A 26,402-nucleotide genomic window follows, 5' to 3' on the forward strand; every position below is an offset into this window, starting at 1 on the left:
GCGTGCGATATTGGGCTCTGATACGTCCCAAACACGATGCTCAACCTCCAACAGAAGCAAGGACTCCAGCAGAAGCTCTCGCCGCAGCAGATCCAGTACATCAAGCTGCTGCAGCTGCCCACGCTCGCACTCGAGCAGCGGATCAAGGCCGAGCTCGAGTCGAACCCGCTCCTCGAAGAGGGTGAAGAGGAGGACGAGCTCCAGCTCGACAACACGGCCGACGAGCCGACCGACAGCGACGACGAGCTCCCGTCCGAGCAGACCGAGTCGTCGTCGGACGACGAGTTCGACTGGGACGAGTTCTTGAACGCCCCCGACGACCTCTACGGCTACAAGGCCCAGGTCGACCACTCGGCCGAGGAGGACGACCGCGAGATGCCCATGCCGGCGACCTCGTCGATCGCCGAGTCGCTCCGCGACCAGGTCGGGCTCCTCGACTTCGACGAGACCGAGGAGCTCATCGCCGATCAGATCATCGGGTCCATCGATGAGGACGGCTACCTCCGGCGCCCGGTCGAGTCGATCCTCGACGACGTCATGTTCAACTACGGCCTCGTCATCACCGAGGACGACGTCGAGCGCGTGCTCTCGCGTGTCCAGCGGCTCGACCCCGTCGGCATCGCCGCGCGCGACCTGAGGGAGTGCCTCCTCGTCCAGCTCGACGTCATGGGCGACGAGGTCGACGGCCGCGAAAACGCGGTCGACCTGCTCCGGGACTGCTACAAGCAGTTCACGATGAAGCACTTCGACGCCATCCAGCGCAAGCTGGGCATCGACGAGTACGACCTGAAGGAGGCCTACGACCTCGTCCGCAGCCTCGACCCTAAGCCGGGCGAGGGCGACTTCGCCGTCCAGACCAACTACATCACGCCCGACTTCACGGTCGAGCGCGACGCCGACGACTTCCGCATCCTGCTCAACGGCCGCAACGCCCCCGAGCTCCGCGTCAACCGGCACTACCGGAACATGTGGAACACGCTCTCGGCGCAGACCACGAAGGGCGACGGCAACGCGAAGGAGACGAAGGACTTCCTGAAGACGCGGATGGAGAGCGCCCGGTGGTTTATCTCGTCCATCCAGCAGCGGCGGAACACGATGCTCCGCGTGATGGAGGCCATCGTGCAGATCCAGCACGACTTTTTCGAGCACGGCGAGGGCCACCTGAAGCCGATGATCCTGAAGGACATCGCGGAGATCATCAAGATGGACATTTCGACCGTCTCCCGCGTGGTCAACGGGAAGTACGTGCAGACGGAGTACGGCGTCTACGAGCTCAAGCACTTTTTCTCCGAAGGGATCACGGGCGACGACGGTGAGGAGGTCTCGAACAAGGAGGTCAAGGCCATCCTGGAGCGGATCGTCGGCGAGGAGGACAAGGCGAAGCCGCTCAGCGACCAGAAGCTGGCCGACCTCCTCAAGGATGAGGGCTACCCCATCGCCCGGCGGACGGTGACCAAGTACCGCGAGCAGCTCGGGGTCCCGGTGGCACGGCTCCGCCGCCAGATCGTGCTGGCGTAGGGCCGTTGACGTGGGGGGGCGGGGCGGTCTACGTCCCCACCCCGCCCGTCGTCGTCGGCTGAGCGGGCGGGGCGGTCAGGGCTCCAGCTTGCTCACGGCCGTCTCGTGCGCCACCCCGCTCGACGTGCGGCACGACGCCACCCCGCCCAGGTCGGCGCCGTCGAGGAAGGCCGCGGTCACGTCCGCGGTGCAGCGCGCGAGCAGACCCAAGGGGCGGGGTGGGAGCGCGAAGGGTAACGCCGCCGTTCCGTCCTGACACCCGACGAGCGGGGCGGAGGGCCGTTCAGGCAAGCGCGAGGGGCGCGCGGCGAACGTGGCACGGCTCTTGGTGAAAGGGCCATCAACGCTCACACCCCGCCCCGCATGACCACCGCTACCGCCCCCCGCCGCTCCGCCCACGCCGCCCTGCTCGCCGGCTACATCGTCGGGGCCGTCACCGACGAGGCCATGTCGCAGTTCGACACGCTCTTCGAGGACACCGCCGCGACGGCCGACGAGCGCCACGCGTTCGCTCTCTTCTTCCTCGACGCCGTGCAGACCGGTGACATCGAGAACGCGGTTCCGACGACGGCCGCCGAGGCCGCCGGCATCCTCGTGGCCGCCCGCGCGTAGATCGGGCGAGCCGCCCCGCCCACCCGCCGAGCCTGCCCGTGTCGACGTGCCCTGACCACCTCCCGTCGACGCCGGACGGACGCTACTTCGTCCACGGCGGGCGCCTCTGGCGGTGCACGAACCCCGACCTCGCCGCCGGCGACAAGGACCGCCTGGTCAAAGAGCTGATGAGCGCCCGCCGCGCTGTCGGACAGGCCAAGCGCAGCGCCGACGAGGACGCCGAGCGGGCCGCCCGCGCCCGCGTCCACGAGGCCAAGGTCGCGCTCGGCGAGCGGGGGCCGACGTGGTGGGACGGACCCGACCACAACCGTAAGAAGCCCGAGAACACGCCCTACGCCGATTGGTGGGCGGCCCTCGACGACGACGCGCGGCGGGCCGGCCAGTGACCACCCCGCCCCCTGGCGCTTCTGCGGGCGGGGCGGACGGAAAAAGACCACTCGGCATTCGGTGCCAAGCGGTCCCTGCGCCCGAGCGACCGGAGGGGAGGGCACGGCGCGGTACCGTTTCTGACGATCTTCCAGCCGTCCGTCCCCCCCGGCCATGCTGAAGTCTGTCCTGGCGAGCCCTGCCCTGCTCGCGCTCGCCGCCGCGCTCGCCCTCTCCGGGTGCGCGGGCACCTCGGCCAGCGGCCCCAACGGATGGGCCGCCGGTCCCACCGCTCGGCCCGAAGGCCGCCCCGACCGCCGACCGCCGGCTCGTCGCCCGTCCGCCCGCCCCGCCCCGCGCTCAGCGGCCGTCCCCTCGGGGCTCGTGATCCCCGTCGTGGGCGTCCGCGCCGGCGACCTCCGCGACTCGTTCGCGGCCGGCCGGTCGGGGGGGCGGACTCACAACGCGATCGACATCGCGGCCCCGACGGGCACGCTCATCGTCGCGCCGACGGACGGCGTCGTCAGCCGGAAGCATTGGAACCGGCTGGGCGGGCGCACGCTCTACCTCCGGTCGGCCGACGGCCGGTTCGACTTCTACCTCGCCCACCTCGACGCCTACGCGGACGGGGTCGAGGTGGGCACGCGCGTGGCGCGCGGGGAGCCGCTCGGGACGGTCGGGTCGACGGGGAACGCGCGGGGGCCGCACCTCCACCTCCAGGTCCTCGACCGGAGCGGGGCGGGGCGGGGGACGCCGCTCAACCCGTATGACCTCCTCCGCGGGGCGGACGTGGCCGCCGGGCGGTAAGGGGCGGCGGGCCACCCCGCCCGTCTAGTCGCTGCCGCCCAGGTCGATGTCGACTCGGTAGGTGACGCCTCGGTTTACGACGACGTCGCGTTCCTGGGACCCCAGCGTGGGGTGGCTCACGCGGATCCGGTGGGTGCCGGTCGGGAGCTCCGTCCGGTACACGACGTCGGACTCGCGCTGGCGGAGCTGGCCGTCGATCTCGATCCGCCCCCACGGGCGGACGAGGATCTCGACGGTGCCCACGCCGGGGTCGGGGCGGGGCGGGGCGGGCGTCGGGCGGGCCTGGGGCGGGGCGGGGCCGGACGTCGGAGAGCTCGTGGAGCGGAGCTCGAGCGCGGTCTCGTAGCGGGTGCCCGGGCGGAGCGTGACGCGCCGCGTGGCCGGCTCGTACCCCGGCTGCTGGACGGCGAGCGCGTACTCGCCCGGGGTGAGGCCGTCCACCGTGACCGGCGTTTGGCCCACGCGGCGGCCGTCGAGGAGCACGGCGGCGCCGGCCGGCGTGCTCGTCACGCGGATCGACCCGCGTTCGGCCTCGGCCGCCGTGGGCCGGCCGGCCGGCTCGTCGCGGCGCCCTGCGGCGAAGACCGCCACGCGTCCGTACTCGACCTGCACCGTGGTGTCGAGCAGCGCGCGCGCGCCGCGCGCGACGAGCACCCGCTTCGGGCCGGGCTCAGAGAGCGAGAGGCGCAGGGGCGTCGTCCCGACGGAGTCGCCGTTGACGAAGACGGAGGCGCCCTCGACGGCGGAGTCCACTTCCAGGACCGCCTCGCCCGCCCCGCCCTCGTTCAGCCCACTTTCGGCCCCGTCCTCGCCGTCCACCCCGCCCCCGTTGGAGACGCTCGGCGGGGCCGCCTCATAGCCCACGTCCGCCGCCGGCGTCCGCGAGGTGTACCAGTCGGCGACGAGCAGCCCGACGCCCAGGACCACGACGACGGCCATCGCCGCGACCATGCGGAACACGACCGTCCGCGCGTTCCCCCTCGCCACGTCCGCCGGCTCGGGCGTCCACGTCTCCGGCTCGGGCGTCCAGGGGCGGGGCGGGGGCGAAGGCGTCGGGGGCATGGCCGGTCAGACCGAAACGGGGGCCGCGGGCGCGGGGGAACCCGTCGAACGGACCGGCGGCTCCCGTGCGTGCCCTCGCGGGCGGGGCGGTTATGTTGAACCAAAGTAGACCCCACGCTCCAATGCCCGTCGCCACGTCCGCCCGCTGGTTTGTCCTGCTGATTCTCGCCGTCGGGGGCGGGGCGGCGGCGGCGCAGTCGGACCCGTGCCCCGAGGCCCTCGCGGACGCTGAGCGCCGGTACCAGGAGCAGGACTACGCGGCGGTCGAGCCGGCCGTGTCGGCGTGCATCTATAGCGACGACGCCGAACCCGACGAGGTCCAGGAGGGGTACCGCCTGCTCGCCCTCTCGCTGCTCCGCCAGGGTCAGCTCCCCGAGGCTCGGCTCACGGTCGTGAACCTGCTGGGCGTGAACTACGACTACGAGCCCGACGTCGTCTACGACCCCCCGTCCTACGTCTCGCTCGTCACGGCGGTCAAGGAGCAGCTCCGCGTCGAGGCCGGGCGGGGCGGGGCGGTCGTCGACCTCAACGCGGCGCCGGAGGACGAGATCGCCCCGCTCGCGGGCGTCGGGCCGGCCCTCGCCCGTCGCATCGTGTCCTTCCGTGATGCGATGGGGCCGTTCGACGACCTCGCCGCGCTCGTGGTCGTCGAGGGCGTCACGCCGCGGCTCGTGGAGCGGCTCGCACGCGTGGCCGTCGTCCGCCCCGTCGACGTGGGGCGCTGAGCGGGGCGGTCTGGGCCGACAGTGGGGACGACGTCCGGCGGCCCGGGTCGCCGCGCAGACGAAAGCCCTGGCGCGGGGCGATATTGAAGGCCCCGCCGCCGCCCCGTGGAGACCACCGCCCCGCCCTCCAGCCTTCCCGCGCCGCCCGACGGCGGCACGGGCGAACCCGGCGCCCGCCACGTCCCGGCCGTCGTCGTCGGGTGGATCCAGGCCGGCCCGCTCGACGAGCAGCAGCGGACGGCGCTGAAGGTGGCCCGGCGCCGCGTGCGGCAGGTGCTCGCGCGCGAGTTGCCGGGGTTCGCGTGGGCGCTCCCGCTCGTCCGCCGGCGCGACCTGGCCCCGGCCGGGGTCCGCGTCGAGCCCGTCGACCTCCTCGACGCCGGGGCCGCCGAGCGGGCCGTGGCGGGGTGGGACTTTGCCCTCGTCGTTACGGCCGCCGACCTCCACGCGCGGCACCGCTCGTTCGCGCTCGCCACGCCGTCGCAGGCGCTGGCCTCGGCCGTGCTGTCGCTGGCCCGGCTCGACCCCAGCCTCCGCGACAGCCGCCGGACGCCGGCCGAGCGCGCCGAGACGGCCGGCCGGCGCCTCGCGGCCCTCGCGCTCCACGCGCTCGGCCACCTCAACGGGCTCGGCCACGAGGACGACGCGGGGGCCTGGATGCACGCGCCGAAGACGGCGGCCGACCTCGACCGCCCCGCCCACTACACGGCGTCCAACCGCGAGGAGCTCGAGGACGAGCTCGCCGACGTGGCCGACCCGCGGATGGAGGAGCGCGCCCGGTTCCGGCGGCTCTCCGGCGCCGCGTTCACGCTCCGCGCGCTCCGCCACGGGTGGGCCGACGTGGCTGACACGGTCCTCCAGATCCGTCCGTGGCTGTTCCCGTTCCAGCTCTCGAAGCTGACGACGGCTGCCTTCTCGACGCTCGTCGTCCTCGTCATCACGGCCGAGGCGTGGGACCTGGGCACGCGCCAGCCGCCGACCCGCGTCGCCGCGCTCTCCGTCTTCGCCCTCGTGACCACGAGCGTCTATCTCGTCCGCAAGCAGCGGCTGCTCGCGCGGCGCCACGGGCGGGGGCGGACCGAGCAGCAGGTGGTCACGTCGGCCTCGATCGTCATCGCGCTCGGCCTGGGCATGGCCACGACCTACGCGCTCCTGTTCGCGGCGACGACGGCGCTGGCCGCCGCCTTCTTCGACGGCCAGATCCTGGCGGAGTGGGCGGCCGCGCTGGGCGAGCCGGTCGGGGTCCGCCACGTGCTCGTGTTCGCCGGCTTCGTCGCCGCGCTCGGGATCGGCGTCGGCGCGCTCGGCGCCAGCTTCGAGGAGCAGACCTACTTCCGCTACGTGGCCTACGTCGACGAGGAAACGTAGAGCGGAGAGAGCAGGTAGAGCGGAGAGAGCAGGTAGAGCGGAGAGAGCAGGTAGAGCGGGCAGAATGGCTTGACTCAGGCCGACGGCGCCCGACCTTCCTGCTCTACCCTGCTCTACCCTGCTCTACCCTGCTCTACCCTGCTCTACCCTGCTCTACCCTGCTCTACCCTGCTCGCCCCGCTCCAGCACGTCGAGGCGGTAGTCCGCCGTCCGCCCCGCCCGGAGGGGCCGCCACGCAGGGTCGGCGAGGAAGGCGTCGTGGACGTCGTCGCCCGAGAGCGGGTAGTCCGTCTCGCCCGTCCAGTGGACGAGGACGAGGTGGCCGCCCCGCCCCACGGACGCGGCGCACCGCGCGCGGAGGCGGTCGAGGTCGGGCGGGGCGAGGTAGTAGCCCACCTCGCTCACGAGGACGAGGTCGAACGGCCGGTCGACCTCCGCCGAGCGCTCGTCCGGCCACTCGCCGGGGACCGCCATCCGCCGGATCTCTACGCCGCCCCGCCCGGCGCACCGGCGGCGCGCCTGCGCGAGCGCCGCCTCGGCCACGTCGACGGCCAGGACGCGGTCGCAGCGGTCGGCGAGACGCTCGGTCAGGACCCCGTTCGCGCACCCGACCTCGAAGGCGGACGCGTACCGGGCGCGCGGGAGCGCGTCGAGCGTGGCCTCGTACTTGGCGGCCTCGTACGGGCTCGTCTCGAACGCCCACGGGTCGGGGTCGCCCTCGTAGAGCCGCTCGAAGTAGGCCGGCGCGATCGACCCGCTCTCGGTCCGGTGCGGCGTGGTCGGGGGCGGGGTGGGCATGGCGGGTTCGGGTCGGAGGGTTCGAGGTTGGGAGGTTCAGGGTTCGGAGTCAAGGACCGACCACCCCGCCCTGAACCCTCACTCCGTTGGGTCCAGGAACAGCTCCCACGGGCGCTCGAAGTGGGCGAGCACGTCGGGGCGAAGCACGAACCCGTTCGGGTCGTCGTCGATGAGGTGCGTGGTCTGCGAGCGGTGGGCGGCGACCGCCCGGCGCTTCCGGTCGAGCACCGATGACACGTCGAGCCGCCACGCCGCGGCCTCGTGCGCGAGCGGGGCGGCGTCGGCGTCGGTCCACGCCCACACGGGGTACTCCAGCCAGCGGACCGCCGGGTCGCGGCGCGCCCGCGCGAGCGCCCACGTGGCGACGTGGTCGCAGTGCGGGTCGCGGCGCCAGGGGACGACCAGCGTGTCCGGCCGGAGGTCGGCGAGGAGCGCCTGGAGCCGGTCGGCGGCCGCCTCGAACGCCGGCGTGCCCTCGGCCGGCAGCCCGCAGTCGGGGTGGCGCAAAAACTCGACGCGCCGCTCGTGCCCCAGATGGCCCACCGCCTGCTGGGCCTCGGTCTCGCGGAGCGTGCGGAGCCGGCTCGGCGGCCACGTCGGCGAGTCGTGCGACTTCGTCCCATCGGTCACGACGACGACGTGGGCGGGGCGGCCGGCGTCGGCGAGGAGCGCGAGGAGCCCGCCGCAGCCCAGCGACTCGTCGTCGGGGTGCGGGGCCAGGACCACGACGCGGCCCAGCTCGCAGACCGCCCCGCCCGGGCGCAGCGGGTGGCGCTCGGGGTCGTCGAGGAGCGAGCCGGCCCCGCCCGCGTGGTCTTCACGGCGGCGGGGGGCGGGGCGGCGGGAGGCGCTGCGGCGGGGGGCGGGGCGGTCGGTCGTCTCAGGCATGGGAGGGCGGGGCGGAGCCGCGGGCGAGCCCGGGGCGGTCGAGGGCCGCCGCGCCGGCCGCGTCGAGCGTGGCGTCGGGGGCCGGCTGGCGGAGGTAGAGCCGGAGGTCGCGGCCGATCCGCTCGACCGGCGACGGCGGCAGGAGCCCGCGCGCGCCGACGCTCCGGTCGACGAGTTCGAGCACGTCGAGGCACGCGCGCTCGATGGCCGTCCGCGTCATCTGCGCGTAGGCCACGACGGCGCCGGGCTCGGCCTCGCCGGCGGCGTGGGCTTCCCACAGGCGGGCGGCGCCGAGGAGCCACAGCGCGCCCGTCTCGACGGCGATCGCGGCCCGCCCCGCCCGCGCGTGCTGGTGCGGATCGGCCGTGCGGCCCATCTGCCGGAGGAGACTGCCCGAGGCGTCGGCGAGCGCCTGCGCCCCGCCCAGGTGAACGGCCGCGAATCGGACCGCCCCGCCCGTAAAGTCGGGCTCGGCCGTGTAGTCGCCCGGCGCGCCGACGAGCGCGTCGGGGCCGACGGCGAGGCCCTCGAACGAGACGCGGCCGCTGACCGAGGCGCGCATGCCCTCGGCCGTCCACGAATCCGGCTCGACGCGGTCGTCTTTCCCGTCGAGGTCTACGAGCACCATCTGCCACGAGCCGTCCGGCCAGGCCCCGTTCGCGAACGCGCGCGTCACGTGGCCGGCGCCGGAGCAGAACACCTTCGCCCCGTGGAGGACCGCCCCGCCCTCGCCGTCGGGGTCGAGGCGCACGCCGTCGGCGGCCTCGGTATTCCACACGCCGAACAGGTGGCCGGCGTGGGCGTCGTCGGCCGCCCGCCCGCGCTGCCGCTCGGTCCCCCACGTCATCACCAAGTCGAGCGCGTTGACGTGGCCCTCGTAGACGCGGCCGACGGCGAGGCTGCCGCGGCCGACCTCGGCGAGCACGCGGTAGAGCGCGTGGCGCGCGCCCGGTCCGCCCAGGCCCGCCCCGCCCAACTCGGTCGGGAGCGTCGCCGTGAGCAGGCCGGCCTCGCCCAACCGGTCGAACGCCTCCTGGGGGAACGCGCGGTCGGCGTCGCGGTCGGCGGCCGTCTCGGCGATCTGGTCGGCCACGGCAGCGGCCGCCTGGACGAGCGCGTCGATGCCCTGCCCCGAACGCGGGGCGGGGTGGGGAGCCGACGGGCGGGGCGGGGCGGGGGAGGTGCTCATGCGGCCAGGGTCAGCGTGCGGGGCGGTGGGGCGGGGAGGGCGAGGCGGTTGTCCAGCGATAGTGCGCGGAGCCGTGCGGCCGCCACGCGGAGGTCGCGCAGGACGCGCTCGATGGCGTCGGCGTCCTCGTCGGGCGGCGGCTCGGGCGGATGCGTCAGCTCGGGCGGGGCGGGGCGGCTGGGGTGCTCGCGGACGAACCGGCCCAGGCACGCCAGCCGGCGCTCGGCCGCCGCCGCGCTCTCGACGCGGACGCCCGCGCCGGCCTCGGCCTGCCCGGTCCACCACCCGAGCGCGTCGGCCAGCCCGCCCGAGGCCCGCCCCACGACGCGCGCCGACGTCGCCGCTCGGAAGCGGTAGCTGTGGCGGACGCGCCCGCCCACGGCCTCGACGGCGCGGACGAGCGCGACGTCCTCGGAGGCGGGCACCGGAGGGAGCCCGCCGGCCCGCCGGTACGCCGCTGCCGTCACGGCGAGGCACGCCCCGAAGTGCTGGTGATGGCGCGGGAACGGGTCCCACGCGCAGGGCGCGTAGAGCGCGCAGACCTCCTCGAGCGCCCGCCGGTACCCGATGTCGAGCAGGAACATCCGCCGGACCGCCGGGGGCAGCGCCGCCCGCTCGGCGGGGTCCAGCGTCACGCGTCCGCCGACGAGGTCGGCCCCGGCGTCGACCTCGGCCTGGGCGCTCGCGACCCAGTCCGGCGGCACGCGCGTGTCGGCGTCCGTCGTCAGGATCAGGCCGCCCCGCCCGAGCGCGGCGAACCGCGCGCACGCCGCGTCGAGCACGAACTGCCGCGCGCGGCCGACGTGGGCCTCGGGCGGGGCGAGCTCGACCTCGACCGCGTGGAGGCGGAGCCCCGGGTGCGCCCGCCCCGCCCGCTCCAGCGCCTCGCGCGAGCCGTCGCGGCAGTTGTTGAGCAGGACGACAACCTCGAACGCCCCCGGCGCCAGCGGCCGCCCCGCCCCGTCGCGCTGCGCGGCCAGCGAGGCGACAAGCTGCGGCAGGCGTTCGGCCTCGTCCCGCGCCGGCACGCCCACGCAGGCGGCGAGGGCGGGGTGGGGCGCGGGCAGGGAGAGCGGGATAGGGCGGATGGCCGTCGCGGAACGTGTGCGTTGCCTACTCGGCGCCGCCGCCCCCGGTGCCGTCCTGACCCCGCGTTCGGGGGCGGCCTCACGCGCCCCTACGCCGCGGCCCGAAGTCCGCCGCCCCGCCCAGGCAGCGTCGGCGGGCGGGGTGGCGCTACGTGAGCGGCTCGTGCCCCCGCAGCTCGTTGTTCCGGTCCGTCGCCTCGTCCGCCGGGCGCGTGAGCGCGCTCGGGGCCGCGTCCGAGAACGACTCCCAGCCCGTCCGCCGCTCGTCGCCTTTCGGTCCGGTGGGGGCGGGGAGGAGCCGGGCCGCGAGCTTCGCCGCCCCGCCCACGAGCCCGGGCGCGACGCCGTCGAGGGCGGCGCCGAGCGTGGCCGGCAGCGTCAGCGTGAGGGCCGCGTCGCCGTGGCGGAGCGCGTCGACGACCTTGTCGGCCGCTCGGTCGCCGCTGATCGAGAGGAGCGGGTTGGCGTCGGCGGCCGCGAACCACGCGAACTCCGCCTCGTGGTCGCCCTTGGTGTGGGCGTTGGGGTGCGAGCCCGTGCGCATGAGGCCCGGCGTGATCGTCGTCACGCGGACGCCCGACGCGGCCAGCTCGGCGCGCACGGCGTCGGCGTAGCCCACGAGCGCGTGCTTGCCCACCGAGTACGGGGCGAGGTGCGGGGCGGCCACGCGCCCGGCCACCGACGACACGTACCCGATCCGGGCGCCGTCGCCCAGGTGCGGGCGGAGAGCTTCGGTCAAATAGTAGCCGCCCCAAAAGTGGACGTCCAGCGACCGCCGGTAGTCCTCCTCCGCCATGTGCGCCTCCGGGCCGACCCCGATGACGCCGGCGTCGTGGAGGAGCACGGACGGCGGCCCCAGCTCCCGCGCCACGCGGGCGACGGCGGCCTCGACCTGCTCGCGGTCGCGCACGTCGCACGGGACGGCGATCGCCGCCCCGCCCGTGAGCGCGGCGCCCAGGAGCGGACCGCCCCGCCCTCCCAGGTCGGCGAGGGCGGCGTCGAGGTCCGCCTCGGTCCGCGCGAGGAGCGCGACGCGGGCGCCCTCGGCCACGAGGCGGCGGGCGACGAGCAGGCCGAGCCCGCGGCTCCCGCCCGAGATCACGACCGTGCGGCCGGCGAACGAGAGGGCGCGGCGGCGGCGGAGCGCCCGGGCCGCGGCCCAGGCCCCCACCCCGCCCAGCGCGAGCTTGGTGTTGGCGGTCATGCCTCCACCTTCTGCGTCCGCACCTCGACCTCGTGGTCGTCGTCCCAGGACGTGTCGAGGACCACCTTGACGCAGTCGTCGTCCTTGTCGCGGAACGTCTCGTAGAGCTCGGGGGCCTTCGCCAGCGGCGCCTTGTGCGTGATGATGTACGACGGGTCGAGCTCGCCCCGCTCGACGTGCCCGAGCAGGTCGCGGATGTACTTCTGGACGTGCGTCTGGCCCATCTTGAACGTGAGCCCCTTCCCGAAGGCGGCCCCCATGTTCACGTGGTTGAGGACGCCGCCGTAGACGCCGGCGATGCTGACCGTGCCGCCCTTGCCGCAGCTCTGGATGGCCTCGATGAGCGCCGTCCCGCGGTCGGTCTGGAGCTTCAGCGCCTGCTCCGCCTTTTGCGCCACGCCCGTCAGCCCGAGGCCGTGGGCTTCGAGCCCGACGGCGTCGATGCAAGCGTTGGGGCCGCGGCCGTCGTTGACCTCCTTGAGCTTGTCGAACACGTCCTCGTCCTCGAAGTTGAGGACCGTCGAGCCCGCGAACTGCTCGGCCATGCGGAGCCGCTCGGGGATCCGGTCGATGCCGATCACCTGGGCGCCCAGCATCTTGGCCGAGATCTGCGCGAACAGGCCGACCGGCCCGCAGCCCCACACGGCGACCACGTCGCCCTGCTGGATGTCGCAGTTGACGGCGGCCTGGTAGCCGGTCGGGTAGATGTCGGTGAGGAACAGGACCTGCTCGTCGGTCAGCGACTCCGGCACCTTGAGCGGGCCGACGTCGGCGTAGGGCACGCGGACGTACTCGGCCTGGCCGCCGTCGAACCCGCCCATCATGTGGCTGTAGCCGTAGAGGCCGGCGCCGCCGTAGCCGTAGGCCGCGGCCTGCACCTCCTTGTTGGGGTTCGAGTTGTCGCACAGGCTGTACTCGTCCCGGTTGCAGTAGTGGCAGTGCCCGCACGCGATGGGGAACGGGACGACCACGCGGTCGCCCTTTTTCAGCGTCTGCACGCCGCTGCCGACTTCGACGACCTCGCCCATGAACTCGTGGCCGAGGATGTCGCCGTCCTCCATCGTCGGGATGTAGCCGTCGAACAGGTGGAGGTCGCTCCCGCAGATCGCGGTCAGCGAGACGTCGATGATGCAGTCGTGGGCGTCGAGGATCTGGGGGTCGTCGACGGTGTCGACGGAGACGTCGCCTGTGCCGTGCCAGCGGAGCGCTTTCATATCAATGGGGCGGGGTGGAGGGGCCGCGTCCACCCCGCCCCGCCCGTCGCGGTTGCGTCCTGGGGCCGCGTTCGGGCCGTCCCCGACGCCGCTGTCCGGGGACCCGCCCCGCCCGAACGCGCCCCGCCCCCGGCCGCGTGAGCAACCGGGGGCGGGGTGGAGGGCCAGGACGGGCGGGTCGGCTACATCGTCCCGAACGCCTCCTTCAGCCGGTCGACGGCCAGCGCCTGGGCGTTTACGGCCTGCTCGAGGACGGCGGCCATCCCGAAAAACTCGTGGGTCACGCCCGGGTACACCTCGCGGACCACGTCCACGCCGGCCGCCCGCATCCGGTCGGCCAGCTCGCCGCCCTCGGACTGGAGCGGGTCGATCTCGGCGTTGATGACGGTCGTCGGCGGGAAGCCGCTGTAGTCGCGGGCCGTGAGGTCCACGTACTCGTAGTCCTGCGTGCGCCAGTCGGGCGTGGCGTAGTCGAAGAACCACTCCATGAACCCGCGGCTGAGCGGGACGGCGTTCGCGTACCGCTCGTAGCTCTCGGACTCGACGTCGCCGTCGGCGATGGGGTACACCGAGACGACGGCGTCGGGGACGCGCCCGCCTCGCTCCTGCGCCATGAGCGCGACGGCGACGGACAGGTTGCCGCCGGCGCTCTCGCCGGCCGTCGCGATCCGGTCGGGGTCGCCGCCGAGCTCGGCCGCGTTCTTCGTCACCCAGTCGTAGGCCGCGTAGGAGTCCTCGTGGAACGCGGGGTAGACGACGTCCGGGGCCTGGCGGTAGGCCACCGAGACCACGATGGCCCCGGCCTTCTCGGCGAGCGCCCGCGCCGAGGGCTCGTACGTGTCGAGGTCGGCGATGACCCAGCCGCCGCCGTGGTAGTACACGACGACCGGGAGCGGGCCGGGGCCGGCGTCGAGGGGCGTGTACGTCCGCACGAGGACGCCGTCGTCGGTGCTCACGGGCAAGATCCGGTGGCCGATGTCGACCGCGGGCGAGGACGGCGGGAGGCCCGTCCGCATGAGGAGCGAGGCGACGGCCTCGGCCGGGAGCTTCCCGTTGCGGACCTGGAACGGGGTCATCTCGGTGAACGGCGGCTGCTCGTAGGCCCCGAGCCGCTCGATCACGGCCAGCATCTGCGGGTCGATCGTCGGCCCCCAGGGCGGGGCGGAGCCGGACGGCGTGATGTCCATCGGGTCCGTGGCCGCGACGGACGGGCCGACCTCGGCGTCGGCGGGCGGGGCGGGCATGTCGGCCCGGTCCATGTCGGTCCGGCCCATGTCGGAGCCCATCGACGGCGTGCCGCACCCGGCCCCGACGACGGCGAGTGCGAGGAGGAAGGGAGAGAATTTCATGCCGTGTACGGGAGGAAAAAGAAAGCGGGAGCCCATGGGCCAGGGGCGGGCAGGAGAGGGGCCTTAGACGAGGCGTTCCCGCTGCTGTGCCCCCAGGCCGCCCACGGCGGCCCATTTCAGGGGCCTCCCCGGGCTCCGACTCGGGAAATACCCGTTCCAACAACGATCGCCCCGCGCCCTACCCCGAGCGGGGCGGCGGGCGGGGCGGGCGGTCTAGCTTCGGGCCATGCGCCTGCCCCGCCCCGCCCTGTGCCTCGCCGCCGTCCTGGCCCTCGCCGCGTGCCGCGAGCGCCCCGCGTCCGGCACCTCGACCGTCGGGCCGTACGTGCCCGCGGCCGGCGAGGCCACGGTTCTCCCCGACCTCCGCGGCGGCGACCTCCTCGCGGCGCTCCGCGCCGAGTACGCGCCGGCGCGGACGCTGGGCTATGGCCCCGCCCGCGACTCCCTGTTCACGTACGAGATGGAGACGGACGGGCGGCTCGAAGCGGTCTACAGCGGGTTTTCCGTCGCCGTCCCGCCGGGCGTCGACCCGAGCGCGACGGCGGCCGACCTCGGCGTCAACACGGAGCACGTGTGGCCGCAGTCGTACGGGGCCGGCGAGGAGCCGCTGAGGAGCGACCTCCACCACCTGTTCCCGGCCCGCCAGACTGTGAACTCGTCGCGCGGCAACCTCCCGTTCGGCGAGGTCCCCGACGACCGGGCCGAGGCGTGGTACCGGCTCGACCAGAGCCAGTCCGCCACCCCGCGCGTCGCCATCGACGAGTGGAGCGAGCGGGGCGACGGCCGGTTCGAGCCGCGCGAGGACCGGGCCGGCGACGTCGCCCGCGCCGCGTTCTACGTGGCCGCGCTCTATCCGGCACAGGCGGGCGGGGCGGCTGCCTTTTTCGACGGCATGCGCGCCGACCTCCTCGCCTGGAACCGCCAGGACCCGCCCGACGACGCCGAGCGCGCGCGGAGCGCGTGGATCGCGATGCAGCAGGGGACCGAGAACCCGTTCGTCCTCGACCCGACGCTCGCCGACCGCGCCTTCGGCGGCCCAGCGCCGCCCCGCCCCGCCCGGGACGCGGGCGGGGCGGCCGACCTCGCGGTCGTCGAGGTCCACTACGACAACGAGGGCGCGGACGTGGGCGAGGGCGTCGAACTCGCCGGCCCGCCCGGGGCGCCGCTCGACGGGTGGAGCCTCACGCTCTACAACGGGAGCGACGGCCGCGTCTACCGGACGGTCCCGCTGAGCGGCGCGCTCCCGGCCTCGGGCGTCGCGTGGACGCCCGTCGAGGGCCTCCAGAACGGGAGCCCGGACGCGCTCGCGCTCGTGGCGCCGGGCGGGGCGGTCCGCCAGTTCCTGAGCTACGAGGGCACGCTCACGGCGACGGACGGCCCCGCCGCCGGGCAGACGGCGGACGACCTCGGCGTGGCCGAGACGGCCTCCACCCCGCCCGGCCGCTCGCTCCAGTTCGTCAGCGGGTCGTGGACCGAGGCGCCGGCCACGCCGGGGCGGCCCAACCGCTAGCGGGCGGGATCTGCGGGCGGGGCGGCGCCGTGTGTGGCTTCCCCCGCCGCCCCGCCCGTGCCGCTCTCCGTCCTCACGCTCGTCCGCGACCGGACGGCGTACCTCCACGGGCTGCTCGCCGCGCTCGCCGCCGCGCCCGACCCGCCTGCCGAGGTCGTCGTCGCCGTGTGCGGGGGGGACGACCCGCGGCCGGGGGCGCCCGCGACGCCGTTCCCCGTCCGGTTTCTCGACGTCGACTCGGGCGAGCGGATCGCGTACAGCCCGGCCCGGAACGCCTGCGCGCGGGCGGCGGGGTCGGAGCGGCTCCTGTTCCTCGACGCCGACTGCGTCCCCCTCCCGGGCGCGCTCGCCGCGTTCGACCGCGCGCTCGCCGCCGAGGACGCCCTCGCCATCGGCGAGGTCCTCTACCTGCCCCCGGGCGTCGACGTGGACCCGGCCGATGTCGGCGCGCTCCGGCGGGCGGGGCGGCCCCACCCCGCCCGGCCCGTGCCGCCGGCCGAGGGCTGGGAGCGCTCGGACCGCTACGGCCTAGCGTGGGGGCTTGCCGTGGCCGTGCGGAAGACGACGTTCCTCGCGCTCGGCGGCTTCGACGAGGGCTACGGCGGCTACGCAGGCGAGGACACGGACTTTGCCGAAGCCGCCCGCCGTGCCGGCGTTCCGCTCGTGGTCGTGGGCGGGGCGGCCGTCGCGCACCGGCACCATGACGTGTTCGAGCCGCCGGTCCAGCAGCTCACCGCGACGGTCGCCAACGCCCAGCGCTTCCGCGACAAGTGGGGGTGGTGGCCGATGGGCGGGTGGCTCGCCGGGTTCGCCCAGCTCGGCCTGGTCGAGTGGACGGAGGACGCCGAACGTGCCGTCGTCCTCCGCGAGCCGACGCCAGCCGAGGTCGAGGCGGCGCGGCGGACCTCGGCGCGGCCGTTCCGCACGTAGGGACGGCCGGCGCCGCCCCGCCCGCCGGCATGTCACCCCGCCCCGCGTGCCACGTCGTCCAGGACCGCCGCCGCCCGGGCCGCCCCGCCCCCGTCCGCGAGGGCGCGGAGCGGGGCGGTGTCGCAGCCGAGGGCGCGGTCGAGGAGGGCGGGCCAGGCCGCCGGCTCCGGCCACCGTGGGCACGCGACGGCCGCGCCGATGCGGTCCAGGGCCGCCGCCTTCCGCGCCTGCTCGTCGAACGGCCGCGGCTCCGGCACGACGACGAGCGGCCGCCCCGCCGCCGCCGCCTCCATGACGGCGTTGTGGCCCGCCGTCGCCACGACGACGGACGCCGAGGCCAGGTGCGTCCACGGGTCCGCGACCCACCCCGCCCCCTCCAGAGTGTCGGGCGAGCCGGGCGGGGTGGCGGCACCCAGCACCGTCCACCGCCAGCGCGGCGTCGCGCGAGCGGCGGCGGCGAGGTCGCCGGGTCCCCACGCCCGACCCGACGCCGCTCCACCCGCCCCGCCCCCGCCCAAAACCACGACGCGGCGGGCGCCCCGAGAGCGGGGCGGGGCGGGGCGGCCGTCGAACCGGCTGAACCCGCCCACGTACGCCGTCTTCTCGCGGACCCACGCCGGCGCGTCGGGCTCCTCCAGCGACGGGGGAAACGGCGCGAGCAGGCGCTCGGCCAGGCCGTACGCCGTGCGGTGCGGCCCGTCCCACCGCGCCCCGTGCTGGCGGACGATGACGACGGGCAGCGACAGCAGCCGGCCGAGCGTGGCCACCTCGACGGACACGTCGGCGACGAGGGCGCCCGGCCCCTCGGCGGCCCACGCCGCGATCTGCGCCATCCGCTGGCGGACGCCGCCGTGCCCGACCGGCGCGTAGTGGAACGGCTCGGGCGACACGCGCTCCGCCCCGCCCGAGCCGGCTTCGGGGTCGTCGGGCGGGAGGCGGACGCAGGCGACGCCGTCCGGCAGCGGCGGCGGCTCGGCCGACGTAAACAGCGTGGCCTCGGCGCGGACGTGCGCCAGGACCGCGGCGGCGCGCGTCACGTGGCCCCGCCCGTGGTGGCCGGCGTAGTACGCCAGCCTCACGCCTCGGCGCCGACGGCCTCGGCGACCTCCACCCCGCCCGACGCCGCCCCGCCCGACGCCGCGACGAGCCGCACCGGCAGCGGGCGGGGCGGGGCGGGCTCACGCGCCGCGACGAGCCGGCGGTACAGGGCGAGGTAGCGGTCGATCATGGCCCGCTCCGAAGCATGCGCCTCGGCCCACGCCCGGCACGCCCTGCGGTCCAGGGCCGCCGCCTCGCGGGCGGCGCGGGCCAGGTCGGCGGCGTCGTCGGGCGCGGCGAGTCGGCCGGTCGCGCGCGTCAGGAGCTCCGGCGCCGCCCCGCGCCGGAACGCGGCGACGGGCGTCCCGCACGCGAGCGCCTCGACGAGCGTGAGCCCGTACGGCTCCTCCCACCGCGCCGTCGAGAGCGCGACGGCCGCCGCCCCGTAGTGCCGGGCCAGGTCGGCGTGGCTCGCGTGGCCCACGACGTCGACGTCGGCGCCCAGGCGGGGCGCGATCTCCGCGTCGTAGTAGGATGCGTCGTAGGCCGGCCCAACGAGCCGGAGCCGGAGCCCGGCCGCACGCGCGGCGTCGATGGCCAGGTGCGGCCCCTTCTCGGGGACGAGCCGCCCCGCCCAGACCGCGAGGTCGGGGGCGGGGCGGTCCGAGAACGTCCACCGCCCGAGGTCGACCCCGTTCGGAACGACGCCGCACGACGGGAGCGACGGCCGCCAGAGCGCCCGGTTCGTGGCCGAGACGGTCACGGCGGCGGGCCGGTCGCGCTCGGGGAGGCACGCGAACGCGCTCTCCTGCCACGGCGTCGGCGGCGAGTGGAGCGTCGTGAGGTGCGCCGCGTCGACGGCCGGCGCCATGCCGATCGGGAGGTGGTGGAGCGAGTGGTTGTGGACGACATCGAACCGGCCCCACGTCCCGCGTTGCAGCCCCAGCATCAGCGCGAGCGCCGCGTGGTGCTCGCGCATGAACGGCTCGGCCAGCATCGACACGTCGCCGCGGGCGGCCGCGGAGTAGTCCAGCCCGCTCGCCGCGCAGAACGGGACCGTGCGGACCCCGCCGCCAGCGTCGGACCCCTCGGGCGCGAACAGCGTCACGTCGTGGCCCCGCTCCGCCAGCCCCCGCGCGAGCCCGACCACGTGCGCGGCGACTCCGCCGACGTAGGGTTCGCGGAAGGCGTACCGCGCGCTCCCGATCAGGGCGACGCGGAGGGGGAACGTGAGCACGGGGCGGAGCCGGGGGAGACGAGGGGACGGGCTGCGGCCAGAGTCCGCCGCTCCCCTCACGATCCCTCCGCCCCGCCCGAGAGCGCTTCAGGAAAGGTCTCAACGAGGGGTCAGGAGCGGGACGGCGGTTCGCCTGGGCGGCCATTTGCCTGGGCGGGGCGGCTCGTGCGTGGCCCCTTCCGGCTCCACCCCGCCCCCGTCGCCGTTTGGTCCGCCCTGCCTGGTCGTTCTCGTCACGCCTGGTGGTCGTCGCTGCGAGCGACCGCACGCTGCGGCCTGGTCACGCCCGGGCGGGGTGGCCTACCGGACGTCCGCAAGCGCGGCGGGGTCCGCCACGGCGAACGCCTCGGCCGACCGCCCCGCCCCCAACCTCGCGCCCTCGGCGTCCGCGAACGCCGCGAGCCGCTCGCGCATCGCGGCCTCGGGCGGGGCGGCGGCGTCGCGGCCGAACTGGTACGGGATCTGGCTCGCGTAGGCGGCGCAGGCGTCGAGCTTGGCCGCGAGCGCCGCCCCGCCCACGGGCACGGCCACCTCGGACAGACCGGCGGGGAGACCCAGCGCGGGTGGGGCGGCGGGCGCGCGGAGCGCGTAGGGCGCGTCGCGCCACCAGGCAACGGGGAGCCCGGTCTCGTCGGCGAGCGCGGCGACGGCGCGGACCACGTGGAGGTGGTCGACGTGGCCGCCGAGCCCCTGGCACGAGAGGACGAGGCGGGGCGGGCGCGCGGCGACGAGGGCGCGGAGCCGGTCGAGCGCGTCGCGCCACGTCCGCCGGTCGCCGTCGTGGACGCCGGCGAACAGGGCCTCGGGCGAGTCGTAGCCGCGATGCGGGGCCTCGGGCAAGTCGAGCCAGACGGGGTCGGCGCCGAGCGCGGCGCAGGCGGCCCGATCTTCCTCACGGCGCAGCGCGAGGTAGTCCACGTCCGGGGCGATGCCCTTGTCGGTCTGGCAGCGGAGCGCGAAGCCGGCAGGGGCGGGGTGGCTCTGCGTAAAGACGGTCGCGACAGTCACGGCGGTCTGCGCCCCGGCGACCGTGACCGCCCCGCCCCGCCCCCACGTCGCGAGCGCGCCGCCGGCCGAGAACGCGGCGTCGTCCAGGTGCGGGCTGATGGCGAGGATCATGGGGAGGGATGGGGGGATGCGAGAGGGATGAGGGGGAGTGCTGCGGGCGGCGCGGTGCGGGCGGGGTGGCGTCGGCCGGAAAACGCCTTCTGCTCATCCCTTCATCCTCGATCCCTCTGTCCCTCCCTCACAGCAGCTGCGGCGTTTCGCGGTAGACGCACGGGTCCGGGTCCGAGCCGTCGTAGGTCCAGCCGTTGTCGGGGGCCGTGCCCTGGAGCGAGCGGTAGACGCCGGCGATCTGCTCGCCGCGGGCGCGCCACGAGTAGAGCGTGCGGGCCTCGTCGAGCGCCGTCTGGGCGAGCCGCTCGCGGAGGGGCGCGTCGTCCAGGAGCCGCTCGACGGCGGCGGCCAGCTGCTCCGGCGCCTCGGGCGCGACGAGGAGCGCGTCGCGGTCGTCTTGGAGGCAGTCGACCACGCCGACGACCTCGCAGGACACGATGGGCAGGCCGCTCGCCATCGCCTCCAGGATCGTGTTCGAGAACCCCTCCATGTAGGTCGGGCTCACGAACACGTCGCCCAGGTGGTACCGGGCCGGCGCCTCCTCGTAGCTCGCGATGCCGAGCACGTCGACCGCCCCGCCCAGGCCCAGCGCGTCCACGCGCTCGCGCACGGCGTCGACGTCCGGGCCGATGCCGCTGACGGCGAGGCGGACGGCGCGGCCGCGGTCGCGGAGCAGGCGGACGGCGTCGAGCAGGTCGAGCACGCCCTTCCGCCGGTCCACGCGGCCGTGGTAGAGGAGGACCGGCGCCGCCTCGTCCGCCACCCCGCCCACCGCAGGGGCGGGGCGGGGCCGGAACCGCTCGACGTTGACGGCGCCGGGGACGATCGTGAACCGCGCGAGGTCGGTCCCCAGCCGGCCGTGGACCTCACGCGCGAAGCTGTCGCTCCCGATGAGGACCGCGCCGGCGTGGTCGAGGACCGCGTGCATGGCCTCGCGGTGCGTCCCGCAGCACTCGCCGACCCAGTGGCCGTCGCCGCCCTGGATCGAGACCACGTTGGGGGCGCCCGTCCGCCGGCTGGCTTCGAGCGCGGCCAGCCCGGTCGGGTAGGCGTACTGCGCGTGGATCACGTCGAAAGGTTTCTCCCGGTGCTTCTGCTCCACAACGCGGACGATGGCCTCGATGTCGGCCTCGAAGTCGCCCGTCGTCTGCTCGCCCACCGACTCCATCCCGATCGTCTCGATGCCGGGCACCTCCATCGGCGGGCCGTCGCCGTAGACGGTCGCCGCCTCGCCGCCGTAGTGCTGGCTCACCAAGACGACGTCGTGGCCCTGGTCGCGGAGCTGGCGGAGCAGGTTGAGGGCGTAGACGCTCATCCCCGAGATCGTGGGGAAAAAGCGGCGGGAGATAAAGCAGACGCGCACGGGCGGACCCAAAGGGCGAGGTGGAGTGGGTGGCAGGTGCTGGGTGAGCAGGGGGCGGGGCGGCGTCCGGCGGTCCCACCCCGCCCGCGCACGGCGGGCACCCGTAGGGACACGACGTGTTGTATCCGGGGCAGGCGGGGCGTACGGAGTCGAGCCACCCCGCCCGGCGGTCGGCCGCCGTAAGGACGTGGTCCGTCGCGTCCCCGATCCACCACCCCGCCCGGTCTAGCCTCCGGGCGGGGCGGGCTCGATGTAGAGGTCGCGGTGGGCGGCGCAGCCCGGGTTGAACGGTGCGCCGCAAGCGGGGCACTCGTGGCCCGAGGCGAGGTAGGCCGGCGCCGTCATCGTCGTGCCGCACGCGCCGCACAAGACGGAGGGCTCGCTGAACCGGGCGCGCGGCCACGGGCGGGATGCGTGGTCCGCCGTCTCGTCGTGGCAGGCGTGGCACGGGTGGTAGACGCCGCAGCACCCGGCCCGGAGGGCGACGACGTCGGTCGGCCCGTCGTAGTGGGCGCACCGCGTCTGCGCGTCCACCGACACGCCGCGGAGGGGGACGGCGAACCGCGCGTCGAGCGCGGGCGGGGCGGTCGTCCGCCGGCCCACTCGCCTACTCCGCCGTCAGGCGGCGGACGCCAGCGTAGCCGCCGGCGACGAGCCACACCTTGGCGAGGTCCCACACGGCGAACAGGAGCCAGCCCTTGACGATCGACTCGGTCCACGTCTCGTGCCCGGCCGCGAAATGCAGCCACGTCACGCCGACCGTGAACAGGAGCGCCGAGCCGGCGAGCATCGACAGCGCCGAGCCGACGAACGAGTTCCACCGCCGCGAGAGCGTCCCGACGAGGAGCGCCACGAGCGGGTAGGCCAGGAGGTACCCGGCCGACGCCGAGCCGGCAAAGTAGGAGACCCCGTGGCCCTCGCCCGCGAACACGGGGAAGAGCAGGCCCGCGGCGAGGTAGAGCCCCATCGCGAAGAGCCCGTTCCGCCCGCCGAGGAACAGCCCGGCCCCGTACACGGCGACCGTCTGGAGCGTGATCGGGACCTCCCACAGGTAGATCTTGACCTGGGCGCCGAGCGCGGCGAGGAGTGCGAACCCGACCACGCCCAGCACCTGGGTCGTGACCGAGGCGTCGGCGCGGCGGAGGGCGTCGGCGGCGGCGGGGCGGGGCGAGCGGAGGGCGACGGCGGCCATAGGAGGGGCGGGGCGGGAGGGGAGCCGGAAGATAACGGGGGCGGGGCGGCCGGCGGTTCCACGCGCACCGTCTCCACCCCGCCCTCGCGGCCGGCGGGCGGGGCGGCGGCCCGCGACTCCACCCCGCCCTCGTGGGGGCGGGGCGGTCTGCGGCGGGCGGGGCGGCTAGCGCGCGCCCTCGGCGGCCTTCAGGAACGCGATCGACTCGGGGATCGCCTCGTGCGCGCGCGGGCTCTCGCGGCTCAGCTCGACCGTCACGAGCCCGGTGAACCCGACGTCCGCGAGCGCCGCCAGGATCGGGGGGACGTCCACGTCGCCGGTCCCGAACGGCTTGTGCAGGTGGACGCCCCGGTCCATGTCCTCGACGGCGACCGTCCCCAACTGACCGCCCCGCTCGCGGACCGCCGCGGCCGGGTCCTGCTCGCCGGTGACGAGGAGGTGGCCCGTGTCGAGGGCGAGGCGCAGGCCGGGCGCCGCCGCCGCCAGCCGGTCGTAGTCGGCCAGGTGCTCCGTCAGGTGGCCGGGCTCGGGCTCGAACGAGGCCGTCACGCCGCGCCGCCCCGCCCGCTCGACGAGCGCGGCCACGCCCTCTTCGAGCCACGCCCAGGCGTCCGCGCGGGCGACGCCGTCGCGGAGCGGGCCGGACCAGAACGAGACCGTCTCGCCGTCGCACGCCGCGCACACGTCGAGCGCCCGCGTGAGCATGTCGAGCCGCCGCTCGCGCCCGTCGGCCTCGGGGCTCATGAGCGTCGGCTCGTGCTTGCGGCGGGGGTCCAGGAGGAACCGGGCGCCGGTCTCGACCACGAGCCCGAGCCCGCGCTCGCGGAGCAGCACGCCGAGGTTCCACGCCTGCACCTCGTAGTCATCGGCCGTCACGTCGAGGTGGTGCCAGTCGAGCGTGAGCGCGACCCCGGCGTATCCGGCCTCGGCGATCAGGTCGAGCGCGTCTTCGAGCCGGTGGTGGGCGCACCCGTTCGTGTTGTAGGCGTAGCGAAGCATGGGTCGAATGCGGAATGATGAACGCGGAATGCGGAAGGGCCGGTCGCTGAGGGCGGGGCGGTCTGTCATCGCTTACCGACAGTCTCCCTCCCCCACCGGGTGAGGGCCGGGGTGGGGGACGGACATCGGCGCGACCGGAGAGGGCAGGGCGGCGGGCGGTGCACCCCCCGCCAATCCCGCCATCACTTCGCTCCGTGCAGGATTGGCTGTCCCCCTTGAACAAGGGGGACAGTCCGGTCGCCCGTTGAGCGGCGGCGGAGCCGGCGCGATGGGCGAACGGACGGGGGGGCATGGGCGGGGCGGCCTCGGAGCACAACCGCCCCACCCCGCCCGCGCGTCACCCGCCCCGCTCGGCGCGGAGGCCGACGACGTGCTCGGCCGGCTCGCGGTACATGGCGTAGAGCGGGCCGAGCGCCTCCTCGACGAGGTCGAGCGAGACCCACGCCGGGCCGCCCAGCGCCGCCTCGCCGTCCGGCGCGAGCGGCACGGCCTGCGCCTCGGCCGGCGGCCGCCCAATCCCCACGAGGTCGGGGTGGACGATGGTGTCGCCGGCGCGGATGCGGTCGAGGAGCCGGCGGAGGTTGCGCGGCCCGACGCGCCCGTACGTCACCGTCTCGACCTCCAGGCCCGGCACGATCGTCTTGACCACCGACACCGGCGCGTCGGGCGGGGCGAGGTCGACGGCGAACGCGTCGAGCCCGGCGTCGGCGAGCCGCTCGGTTACGAAGGCGACGAGCGCAGCCGGGTCGTCGGCCACGTCGTGCGTGGGGAGCGCGTCGAACGGGAGCCGCTCGGCCTCGCGGAACCACGTCCCCTCCAGCCGGCGGAGCTGCTCGCGGCCGTCCAGCCCGGCCCACTCGGCGACGGCGTCCGTCGCGCGGTCCTCCTCGGGCGCCACGCCCGCCTCGCGAACGCGCGCGAGGTAGGCATCGGGCACCGCGCCCTCCAGGTCCGCGAGCGGCCCGTGCGCGTACCGCTTGCGGACCCGGCTCGCGCCGTACTCCAGGAGCGCCTTTTTCAGCGCCCGCTCGCGGTCGGGGTGGGCGCCCTCGCCGGCGCCCGTGAGGACCAGCGGGTGCGGCATCGCGTCCAGGTCCCGCTCGCGGCCCTCGACGTAGACGACCGGGATGCCGAGCGGGGTGTCGGCCAGCTTTGCCATGAGCGTGACGCCGCCCGTTTGCAGGCGGTCGATCCACTCGCGCGAGACCGGGTCCGTCACGCCGTCCAGGTCGATCACGAGCCCGCGGTCGAAGGCCCGGTAGCCGACCGACGAGGCGTCGCGCTGGACGAGCTCCAGGAGTCCGTGCGCGACGGCCCGCTCGCGCGTGTCGCCGGCGCCGAGACCGTTCGTGATCGGCGTGTAGAGCGGGCGGTAGCCGTCCGGCAGGTTGTAGCCGTGGGCGACGGCCTCGTCCAGCAGCACGTAGGCCGCCCCGCCCCGCCCGACGCGCTGGGCCTCGACCCACAGGCGCTCCGTGTCCTCGGTGTAGTCGGTCCCGACCGGGAGCCGGAGGCGGAGCGGGTCGACGGCGTCCGCCCCGCCCTCGACCAACTCGCGGTACGAGGCGCGGCGGGCGGGGAGGTCGGCGCGCAGGCGGTGGACGAAGACGCCCTCGGCCAGCTCGCCCCAGGCCCCGATTCGGGCGCGGTCGTCGGTCTCGCCGTAGCCGATTCCGCTCTGGAACTCGCCGTCGATCCAGGTCGCCACAGTCCACACCGGAATACCGGTCGTGTCGAGCGGCGTGAGCGGGAACTCGAACGTCTCGTCGAGCCCCAGCGCCCGGCGGTACAGGGCGACGGCGGGTGGGTCGGGGGGATGGGCCATGAGTGACGGGCGACGAGCGATGGGCAAATGCGCCTCGGGCGGGGCGGGCATCGTAGGGACACCATGCATGGTGTCCTGGGCGGGGCGGCGAGGGCGGGGCGGTCCGCCACCCCGCCCGCGTCAAAGGCGGGGCGGGGCGGGGAGAGGGCCGCCGGGGATCTCGTGCCAGTCGGCCGAGGGGCGCCCGGCGAGCTGGGCGTCGAGCAGCGACAGAACGGCTGCCTTGCCGCCGGTCGGCACGGCCTCCCACGGCGTCACCACGCCGTCGAAGTCGAGGCCGGCGAACAGCGCGCGGTAGGCGCGGGCGTCGTCGTGCGAGAGCGGGATGTGCGCGTCGTACGCCTTGTGCGTCGAGACGTGCGTTGCGCGGCCGTCTGCGTCCAGCCGGAACTTGAACGCGTCGCCGCAGAACACGAGCCGCCGCGCCTCCCAGTGGAGCACGCTGTGGCCCGCCGTGTGGCCGCCCGTCCACAAGAGCCGGAGCCCGGGCGCGAGCTCGGCCTCGGCCCCGAACGGCCACGAGACCGCGAGCGCCTGCGCGAACGGGAGCGCCGCGCTCTGCACCACGACCTCGGGCTCGAACCGCTCGGCGACGCGCCACCACGACCCGAACACGTGGGCGTGCGAGCCCGACAGGAAGCGGACGCCGCCCAGCGCCTCCACCTGGTCGAGCGCCGCGTCCGACGTCCACCCCGCCCCTTCCCACGACACGTTGCCGTGCTCGGTGCGGAGGATCCAGCCCAGCGGGCCGATCCCGAGCGCCGGCGCCGTCTCGAAGGTCCACACGTCGGGGAGCACCTCGCGCCACGTCGTCTCGAACCGCCCGGCCGCCTCGCCCTCGCTCACGAAGTCCCACCCCGCCCGCGGCAGCGGGTGCCGGTAGTCGGTGCAGACGGGGCAGTCGGGCGGGGTGGCGAAGTAGGGCTGCCAGAACCCGCAGTTCGTGCAGGCCCAGCGGGGCAGCGGGTCGTCGGTGTGGGGCACAGCGGGCGGGGCGGATG

25 protein-coding genes are annotated in these 26,402 nt (G+C 75.5%); 8 read left to right on the forward strand and 17 right to left on the reverse strand.

Going from position 1 to position 26,402, the window contains the following annotated elements; translation table 11 throughout:
• The first annotated feature begins 36 nt into the window (after positions 1 to 36).
• The 4 genes from rpoN (at position 37) to RM540_RS06945 (ending at position 3,303) form a co-directional block, all read left to right on the forward strand.
• The gene (gene rpoN / locus RM540_RS06930; protein ID WP_311662826.1) at positions 37 to 1,518 is read left to right on the forward strand and encodes an RNA polymerase factor sigma-54; all 1,482 of its coding nucleotides are present in this window, start codon (positions 37 to 39) and stop codon (positions 1,516 to 1,518) included.
• Positions 1,519 to 1,881: 363 nt separating this feature from the next.
• Complete coding sequence (locus RM540_RS06935; RefSeq protein WP_311662827.1) at positions 1,882 to 2,130, forward strand: hypothetical protein; 249 nt, start codon at positions 1,882 to 1,884, stop codon at positions 2,128 to 2,130.
• A 32-nt stretch (positions 2,131 to 2,162) separates the two neighbouring features.
• Entirely contained in the window at positions 2,163 to 2,516 is a 354-nt protein-coding gene (locus tag RM540_RS06940; RefSeq protein ID WP_409945951.1) for a hypothetical protein, read from the forward strand.
• A 154-nt stretch (positions 2,517 to 2,670) separates the two neighbouring features.
• Positions 2,671 to 3,303, forward strand: a complete 633-nt coding sequence (locus tag RM540_RS06945; protein ID WP_311662829.1) for a M23 family metallopeptidase — start codon at positions 2,671 to 2,673, stop codon at positions 3,301 to 3,303.
• 24 nt (positions 3,304 to 3,327) lie between these two features.
• Here the strand turns inward: RM540_RS06945 and RM540_RS06950 are convergent, their stop codons facing one another.
• Complete coding sequence (locus RM540_RS06950; RefSeq protein ID WP_311662830.1) at positions 3,328 to 4,365, reverse strand: PEGA domain-containing protein; 1,038 nt, start codon at positions 4,363 to 4,365, stop codon at positions 3,328 to 3,330.
• Between the two features lie 122 nt (positions 4,366 to 4,487).
• Here RM540_RS06950 and RM540_RS06955 point away from each other — a divergent pair, with 122 nt between their 5' ends.
• The gene (locus RM540_RS06955; RefSeq protein WP_311662831.1) at positions 4,488 to 5,090 is read left to right on the forward strand and encodes a ComEA family DNA-binding protein; all 603 of its coding nucleotides are present in this window, start codon (positions 4,488 to 4,490) and stop codon (positions 5,088 to 5,090) included.
• Positions 5,091 to 5,195: 105 nt separating this feature from the next.
• The gene (locus RM540_RS06960; protein WP_311662832.1) at positions 5,196 to 6,458 is read left to right on the forward strand and encodes a DUF2391 domain-containing protein; all 1,263 of its coding nucleotides are present in this window, start codon (positions 5,196 to 5,198) and stop codon (positions 6,456 to 6,458) included.
• A gap of 153 nt (positions 6,459 to 6,611) precedes the next feature.
• Here the strand turns inward: RM540_RS06960 and RM540_RS06965 are convergent, their stop codons facing one another.
• The 7 genes from RM540_RS06965 to RM540_RS06995 form a co-directional block, all read right to left on the reverse strand.
• The gene (locus RM540_RS06965) at positions 6,612 to 7,256 is read right to left on the reverse strand and encodes a class I SAM-dependent DNA methyltransferase (protein WP_311662833.1); all 645 of its coding nucleotides are present in this window, start codon (positions 7,254 to 7,256) and stop codon (positions 6,612 to 6,614) included.
• 78 nt (positions 7,257 to 7,334) lie between these two features.
• Complete coding sequence (locus RM540_RS06970; protein WP_311662834.1) at positions 7,335 to 8,144, reverse strand: PIG-L deacetylase family protein; 810 nt, start codon at positions 8,142 to 8,144, stop codon at positions 7,335 to 7,337.
• Positions 8,137 to 9,333, reverse strand: coding sequence for an acyl-CoA dehydrogenase family protein (locus RM540_RS06975; protein ID WP_311662835.1), 1,197 nt, complete (start codon positions 9,331 to 9,333; stop codon positions 8,137 to 8,139). The genes RM540_RS06970 and RM540_RS06975 overlap by 8 nt, the downstream gene beginning before the upstream one ends.
• Positions 9,330 to 10,361: a glycosyltransferase family 2 protein gene (locus RM540_RS06980; RefSeq protein WP_311662836.1), complete on the reverse strand. Its 1,032-nt coding sequence runs from the start codon at positions 10,359 to 10,361 to the stop codon at positions 9,330 to 9,332. Before RM540_RS06980 ends, RM540_RS06975 begins: the two co-directional genes overlap by 4 nt.
• Before the next feature lie 208 nt (positions 10,362 to 10,569).
• Complete coding sequence (locus RM540_RS06985) at positions 10,570 to 11,625, reverse strand: SDR family NAD(P)-dependent oxidoreductase (RefSeq protein WP_311662837.1); 1,056 nt, start codon at positions 11,623 to 11,625, stop codon at positions 10,570 to 10,572.
• Positions 11,622 to 12,839, reverse strand: a complete 1,218-nt coding sequence (locus RM540_RS06990) for a zinc-dependent alcohol dehydrogenase (protein ID WP_311662838.1) — start codon at positions 12,837 to 12,839, stop codon at positions 11,622 to 11,624. The genes RM540_RS06985 and RM540_RS06990 overlap by 4 nt, the downstream gene beginning before the upstream one ends.
• 182 nt (positions 12,840 to 13,021) lie before the next feature.
• Positions 13,022 to 14,188 (reverse strand): alpha/beta hydrolase, encoded by a 1,167-nt coding sequence (locus RM540_RS06995; protein WP_311662839.1) that lies wholly within the window; start codon positions 14,186 to 14,188, stop codon positions 13,022 to 13,024.
• 226 nt (positions 14,189 to 14,414) lie between these two features.
• Between RM540_RS06995 and RM540_RS07000 the strand changes: the two genes are divergently transcribed.
• Both RM540_RS07000 and RM540_RS07005 read left to right on the forward strand, forming a co-directional pair.
• Positions 14,415 to 15,698, forward strand: a complete 1,284-nt coding sequence (locus tag RM540_RS07000; RefSeq protein ID WP_311662840.1) for an endonuclease — start codon at positions 14,415 to 14,417, stop codon at positions 15,696 to 15,698.
• A 57-nt stretch (positions 15,699 to 15,755) separates the two neighbouring features.
• Positions 15,756 to 16,628, forward strand: a complete 873-nt coding sequence (locus RM540_RS07005) for a glycosyltransferase family 2 protein (RefSeq protein ID WP_311662841.1) — start codon at positions 15,756 to 15,758, stop codon at positions 16,626 to 16,628.
• Between the two features lie 32 nt (positions 16,629 to 16,660).
• On the opposite strand, the gene RM540_RS07010 is transcribed toward RM540_RS07005, so the two are convergent.
• The 9 genes from RM540_RS07010 to RM540_RS07050 all read right to left on the reverse strand — a co-directional run bounded on the left by RM540_RS07010 (position 16,661) and on the right by RM540_RS07050 (position 26,385).
• A complete protein-coding gene (locus RM540_RS07010) occupies positions 16,661 to 17,707 on the reverse strand; it encodes a glycosyltransferase (protein ID WP_311662842.1) in 1,047 nt (348 codons plus the stop codon).
• Positions 17,704 to 18,903 (reverse strand): glycosyltransferase, encoded by a 1,200-nt coding sequence (locus tag RM540_RS07015; protein WP_311662843.1) that lies wholly within the window; start codon positions 18,901 to 18,903, stop codon positions 17,704 to 17,706. Before RM540_RS07015 ends, RM540_RS07010 begins: the two co-directional genes overlap by 4 nt.
• Before the next feature lie 300 nt (positions 18,904 to 19,203).
• Positions 19,204 to 20,022, reverse strand: a complete 819-nt coding sequence (locus tag RM540_RS07020; protein WP_311662844.1) for a PIG-L deacetylase family protein — start codon at positions 20,020 to 20,022, stop codon at positions 19,204 to 19,206.
• Between the two features lie 127 nt (positions 20,023 to 20,149).
• Entirely contained in the window at positions 20,150 to 21,385 is a 1,236-nt protein-coding gene (locus RM540_RS07025; protein ID WP_311662845.1) for a glycosyltransferase family 4 protein, read from the reverse strand.
• A gap of 225 nt (positions 21,386 to 21,610) precedes the next feature.
• Positions 21,611 to 21,988 (reverse strand): CHY zinc finger protein, encoded by a 378-nt coding sequence (locus RM540_RS07030; protein WP_311662846.1) that lies wholly within the window; start codon positions 21,986 to 21,988, stop codon positions 21,611 to 21,613.
• Between the two features lie 4 nt (positions 21,989 to 21,992).
• Positions 21,993 to 22,577 (reverse strand): biotin transporter BioY, encoded by a 585-nt coding sequence (locus RM540_RS07035; protein ID WP_311662847.1) that lies wholly within the window; start codon positions 22,575 to 22,577, stop codon positions 21,993 to 21,995.
• 165 nt (positions 22,578 to 22,742) lie between these two features.
• Complete coding sequence (locus RM540_RS07040; protein WP_311662848.1) at positions 22,743 to 23,576, reverse strand: sugar phosphate isomerase/epimerase family protein; 834 nt, start codon at positions 23,574 to 23,576, stop codon at positions 22,743 to 22,745.
• 337 nt (positions 23,577 to 23,913) lie between these two features.
• Complete coding sequence (locus RM540_RS07045) at positions 23,914 to 25,401, reverse strand: YcaO-like family protein (RefSeq protein WP_311662849.1); 1,488 nt, start codon at positions 25,399 to 25,401, stop codon at positions 23,914 to 23,916.
• Between the two features lie 120 nt (positions 25,402 to 25,521).
• Positions 25,522 to 26,385, reverse strand: coding sequence for an MBL fold metallo-hydrolase (locus RM540_RS07050; RefSeq protein ID WP_311662850.1), 864 nt, complete (start codon positions 26,383 to 26,385; stop codon positions 25,522 to 25,524).
• Positions 26,386 to 26,402 lie beyond the last annotated feature (17 nt).

It is taken from the genome of Rubrivirga litoralis (assembly GCF_031846415.1).
GTDB lineage: Bacteria > Bacteroidota > Rhodothermia > Rhodothermales > Rubricoccaceae > Rubrivirga > Rubrivirga litoralis.

What these genes read in the sequence shown, in the direction of transcription:
- RM540_RS06970 (WP_311662834.1), bottom strand. Translation starts at nt 8,144, where the DNA reads ATGCCTGAGACGACCGACCGCCCCGCCCCCCGCCGCAGCGCCTCCCGC.
- RM540_RS06975 (WP_311662835.1), bottom strand. Translation starts at nt 9,333, where the DNA reads ATGAGCACCTCCCCCGCCCCGCCCCGCCCGTCGGCTCCCCACCCCGCC.
- RM540_RS07040 (WP_311662848.1), bottom strand. Translation starts at nt 23,576, where the DNA reads ATGCTTCGCTACGCCTACAACACGAACGGGTGCGCCCACCACCGGCTC.
- RM540_RS06985 (WP_311662837.1), bottom strand. Translation starts at nt 11,625, where the DNA reads ATGACCGCCAACACCAAGCTCGCGCTGGGCGGGGTGGGGGCCTGGGCC.
- RM540_RS06965 (WP_311662833.1), bottom strand. Translation starts at nt 7,256, where the DNA reads ATGCCCACCCCGCCCCCGACCACGCCGCACCGGACCGAGAGCGGGTCG.
- RM540_RS06955 (WP_311662831.1), top strand. Translation starts at nt 4,488, where the DNA reads ATGCCCGTCGCCACGTCCGCCCGCTGGTTTGTCCTGCTGATTCTCGCC.
- RM540_RS06945 (WP_311662829.1), top strand. Translation starts at nt 2,671, where the DNA reads ATGCTGAAGTCTGTCCTGGCGAGCCCTGCCCTGCTCGCGCTCGCCGCC.
- RM540_RS07045 (WP_311662849.1), bottom strand. Translation starts at nt 25,401, where the DNA reads ATGGCCCATCCCCCCGACCCACCCGCCGTCGCCCTGTACCGCCGGGCG.
- rpoN (WP_311662826.1), top strand. Translation starts at nt 37, where the DNA reads ATGCTCAACCTCCAACAGAAGCAAGGACTCCAGCAGAAGCTCTCGCCG.
- RM540_RS07000 (WP_311662840.1), top strand. Translation starts at nt 14,415, where the DNA reads ATGCGCCTGCCCCGCCCCGCCCTGTGCCTCGCCGCCGTCCTGGCCCTC.
- RM540_RS06995 (WP_311662839.1), bottom strand. Translation starts at nt 14,188, where the DNA reads ATGAAATTCTCTCCCTTCCTCCTCGCACTCGCCGTCGTCGGGGCCGGG.
- RM540_RS06950 (WP_311662830.1), bottom strand. Translation starts at nt 4,365, where the DNA reads ATGCCCCCGACGCCTTCGCCCCCGCCCCGCCCCTGGACGCCCGAGCCG.
- RM540_RS07020 (WP_311662844.1), bottom strand. Translation starts at nt 20,022, where the DNA reads ATGATCCTCGCCATCAGCCCGCACCTGGACGACGCCGCGTTCTCGGCC.
- RM540_RS06990 (WP_311662838.1), bottom strand. Translation starts at nt 12,839, where the DNA reads ATGAAAGCGCTCCGCTGGCACGGCACAGGCGACGTCTCCGTCGACACC.
- RM540_RS06935 (WP_311662827.1), top strand. Translation starts at nt 1,882, where the DNA reads ATGACCACCGCTACCGCCCCCCGCCGCTCCGCCCACGCCGCCCTGCTC.
- RM540_RS07035 (WP_311662847.1), bottom strand. Translation starts at nt 22,577, where the DNA reads ATGGCCGCCGTCGCCCTCCGCTCGCCCCGCCCCGCCGCCGCCGACGCC.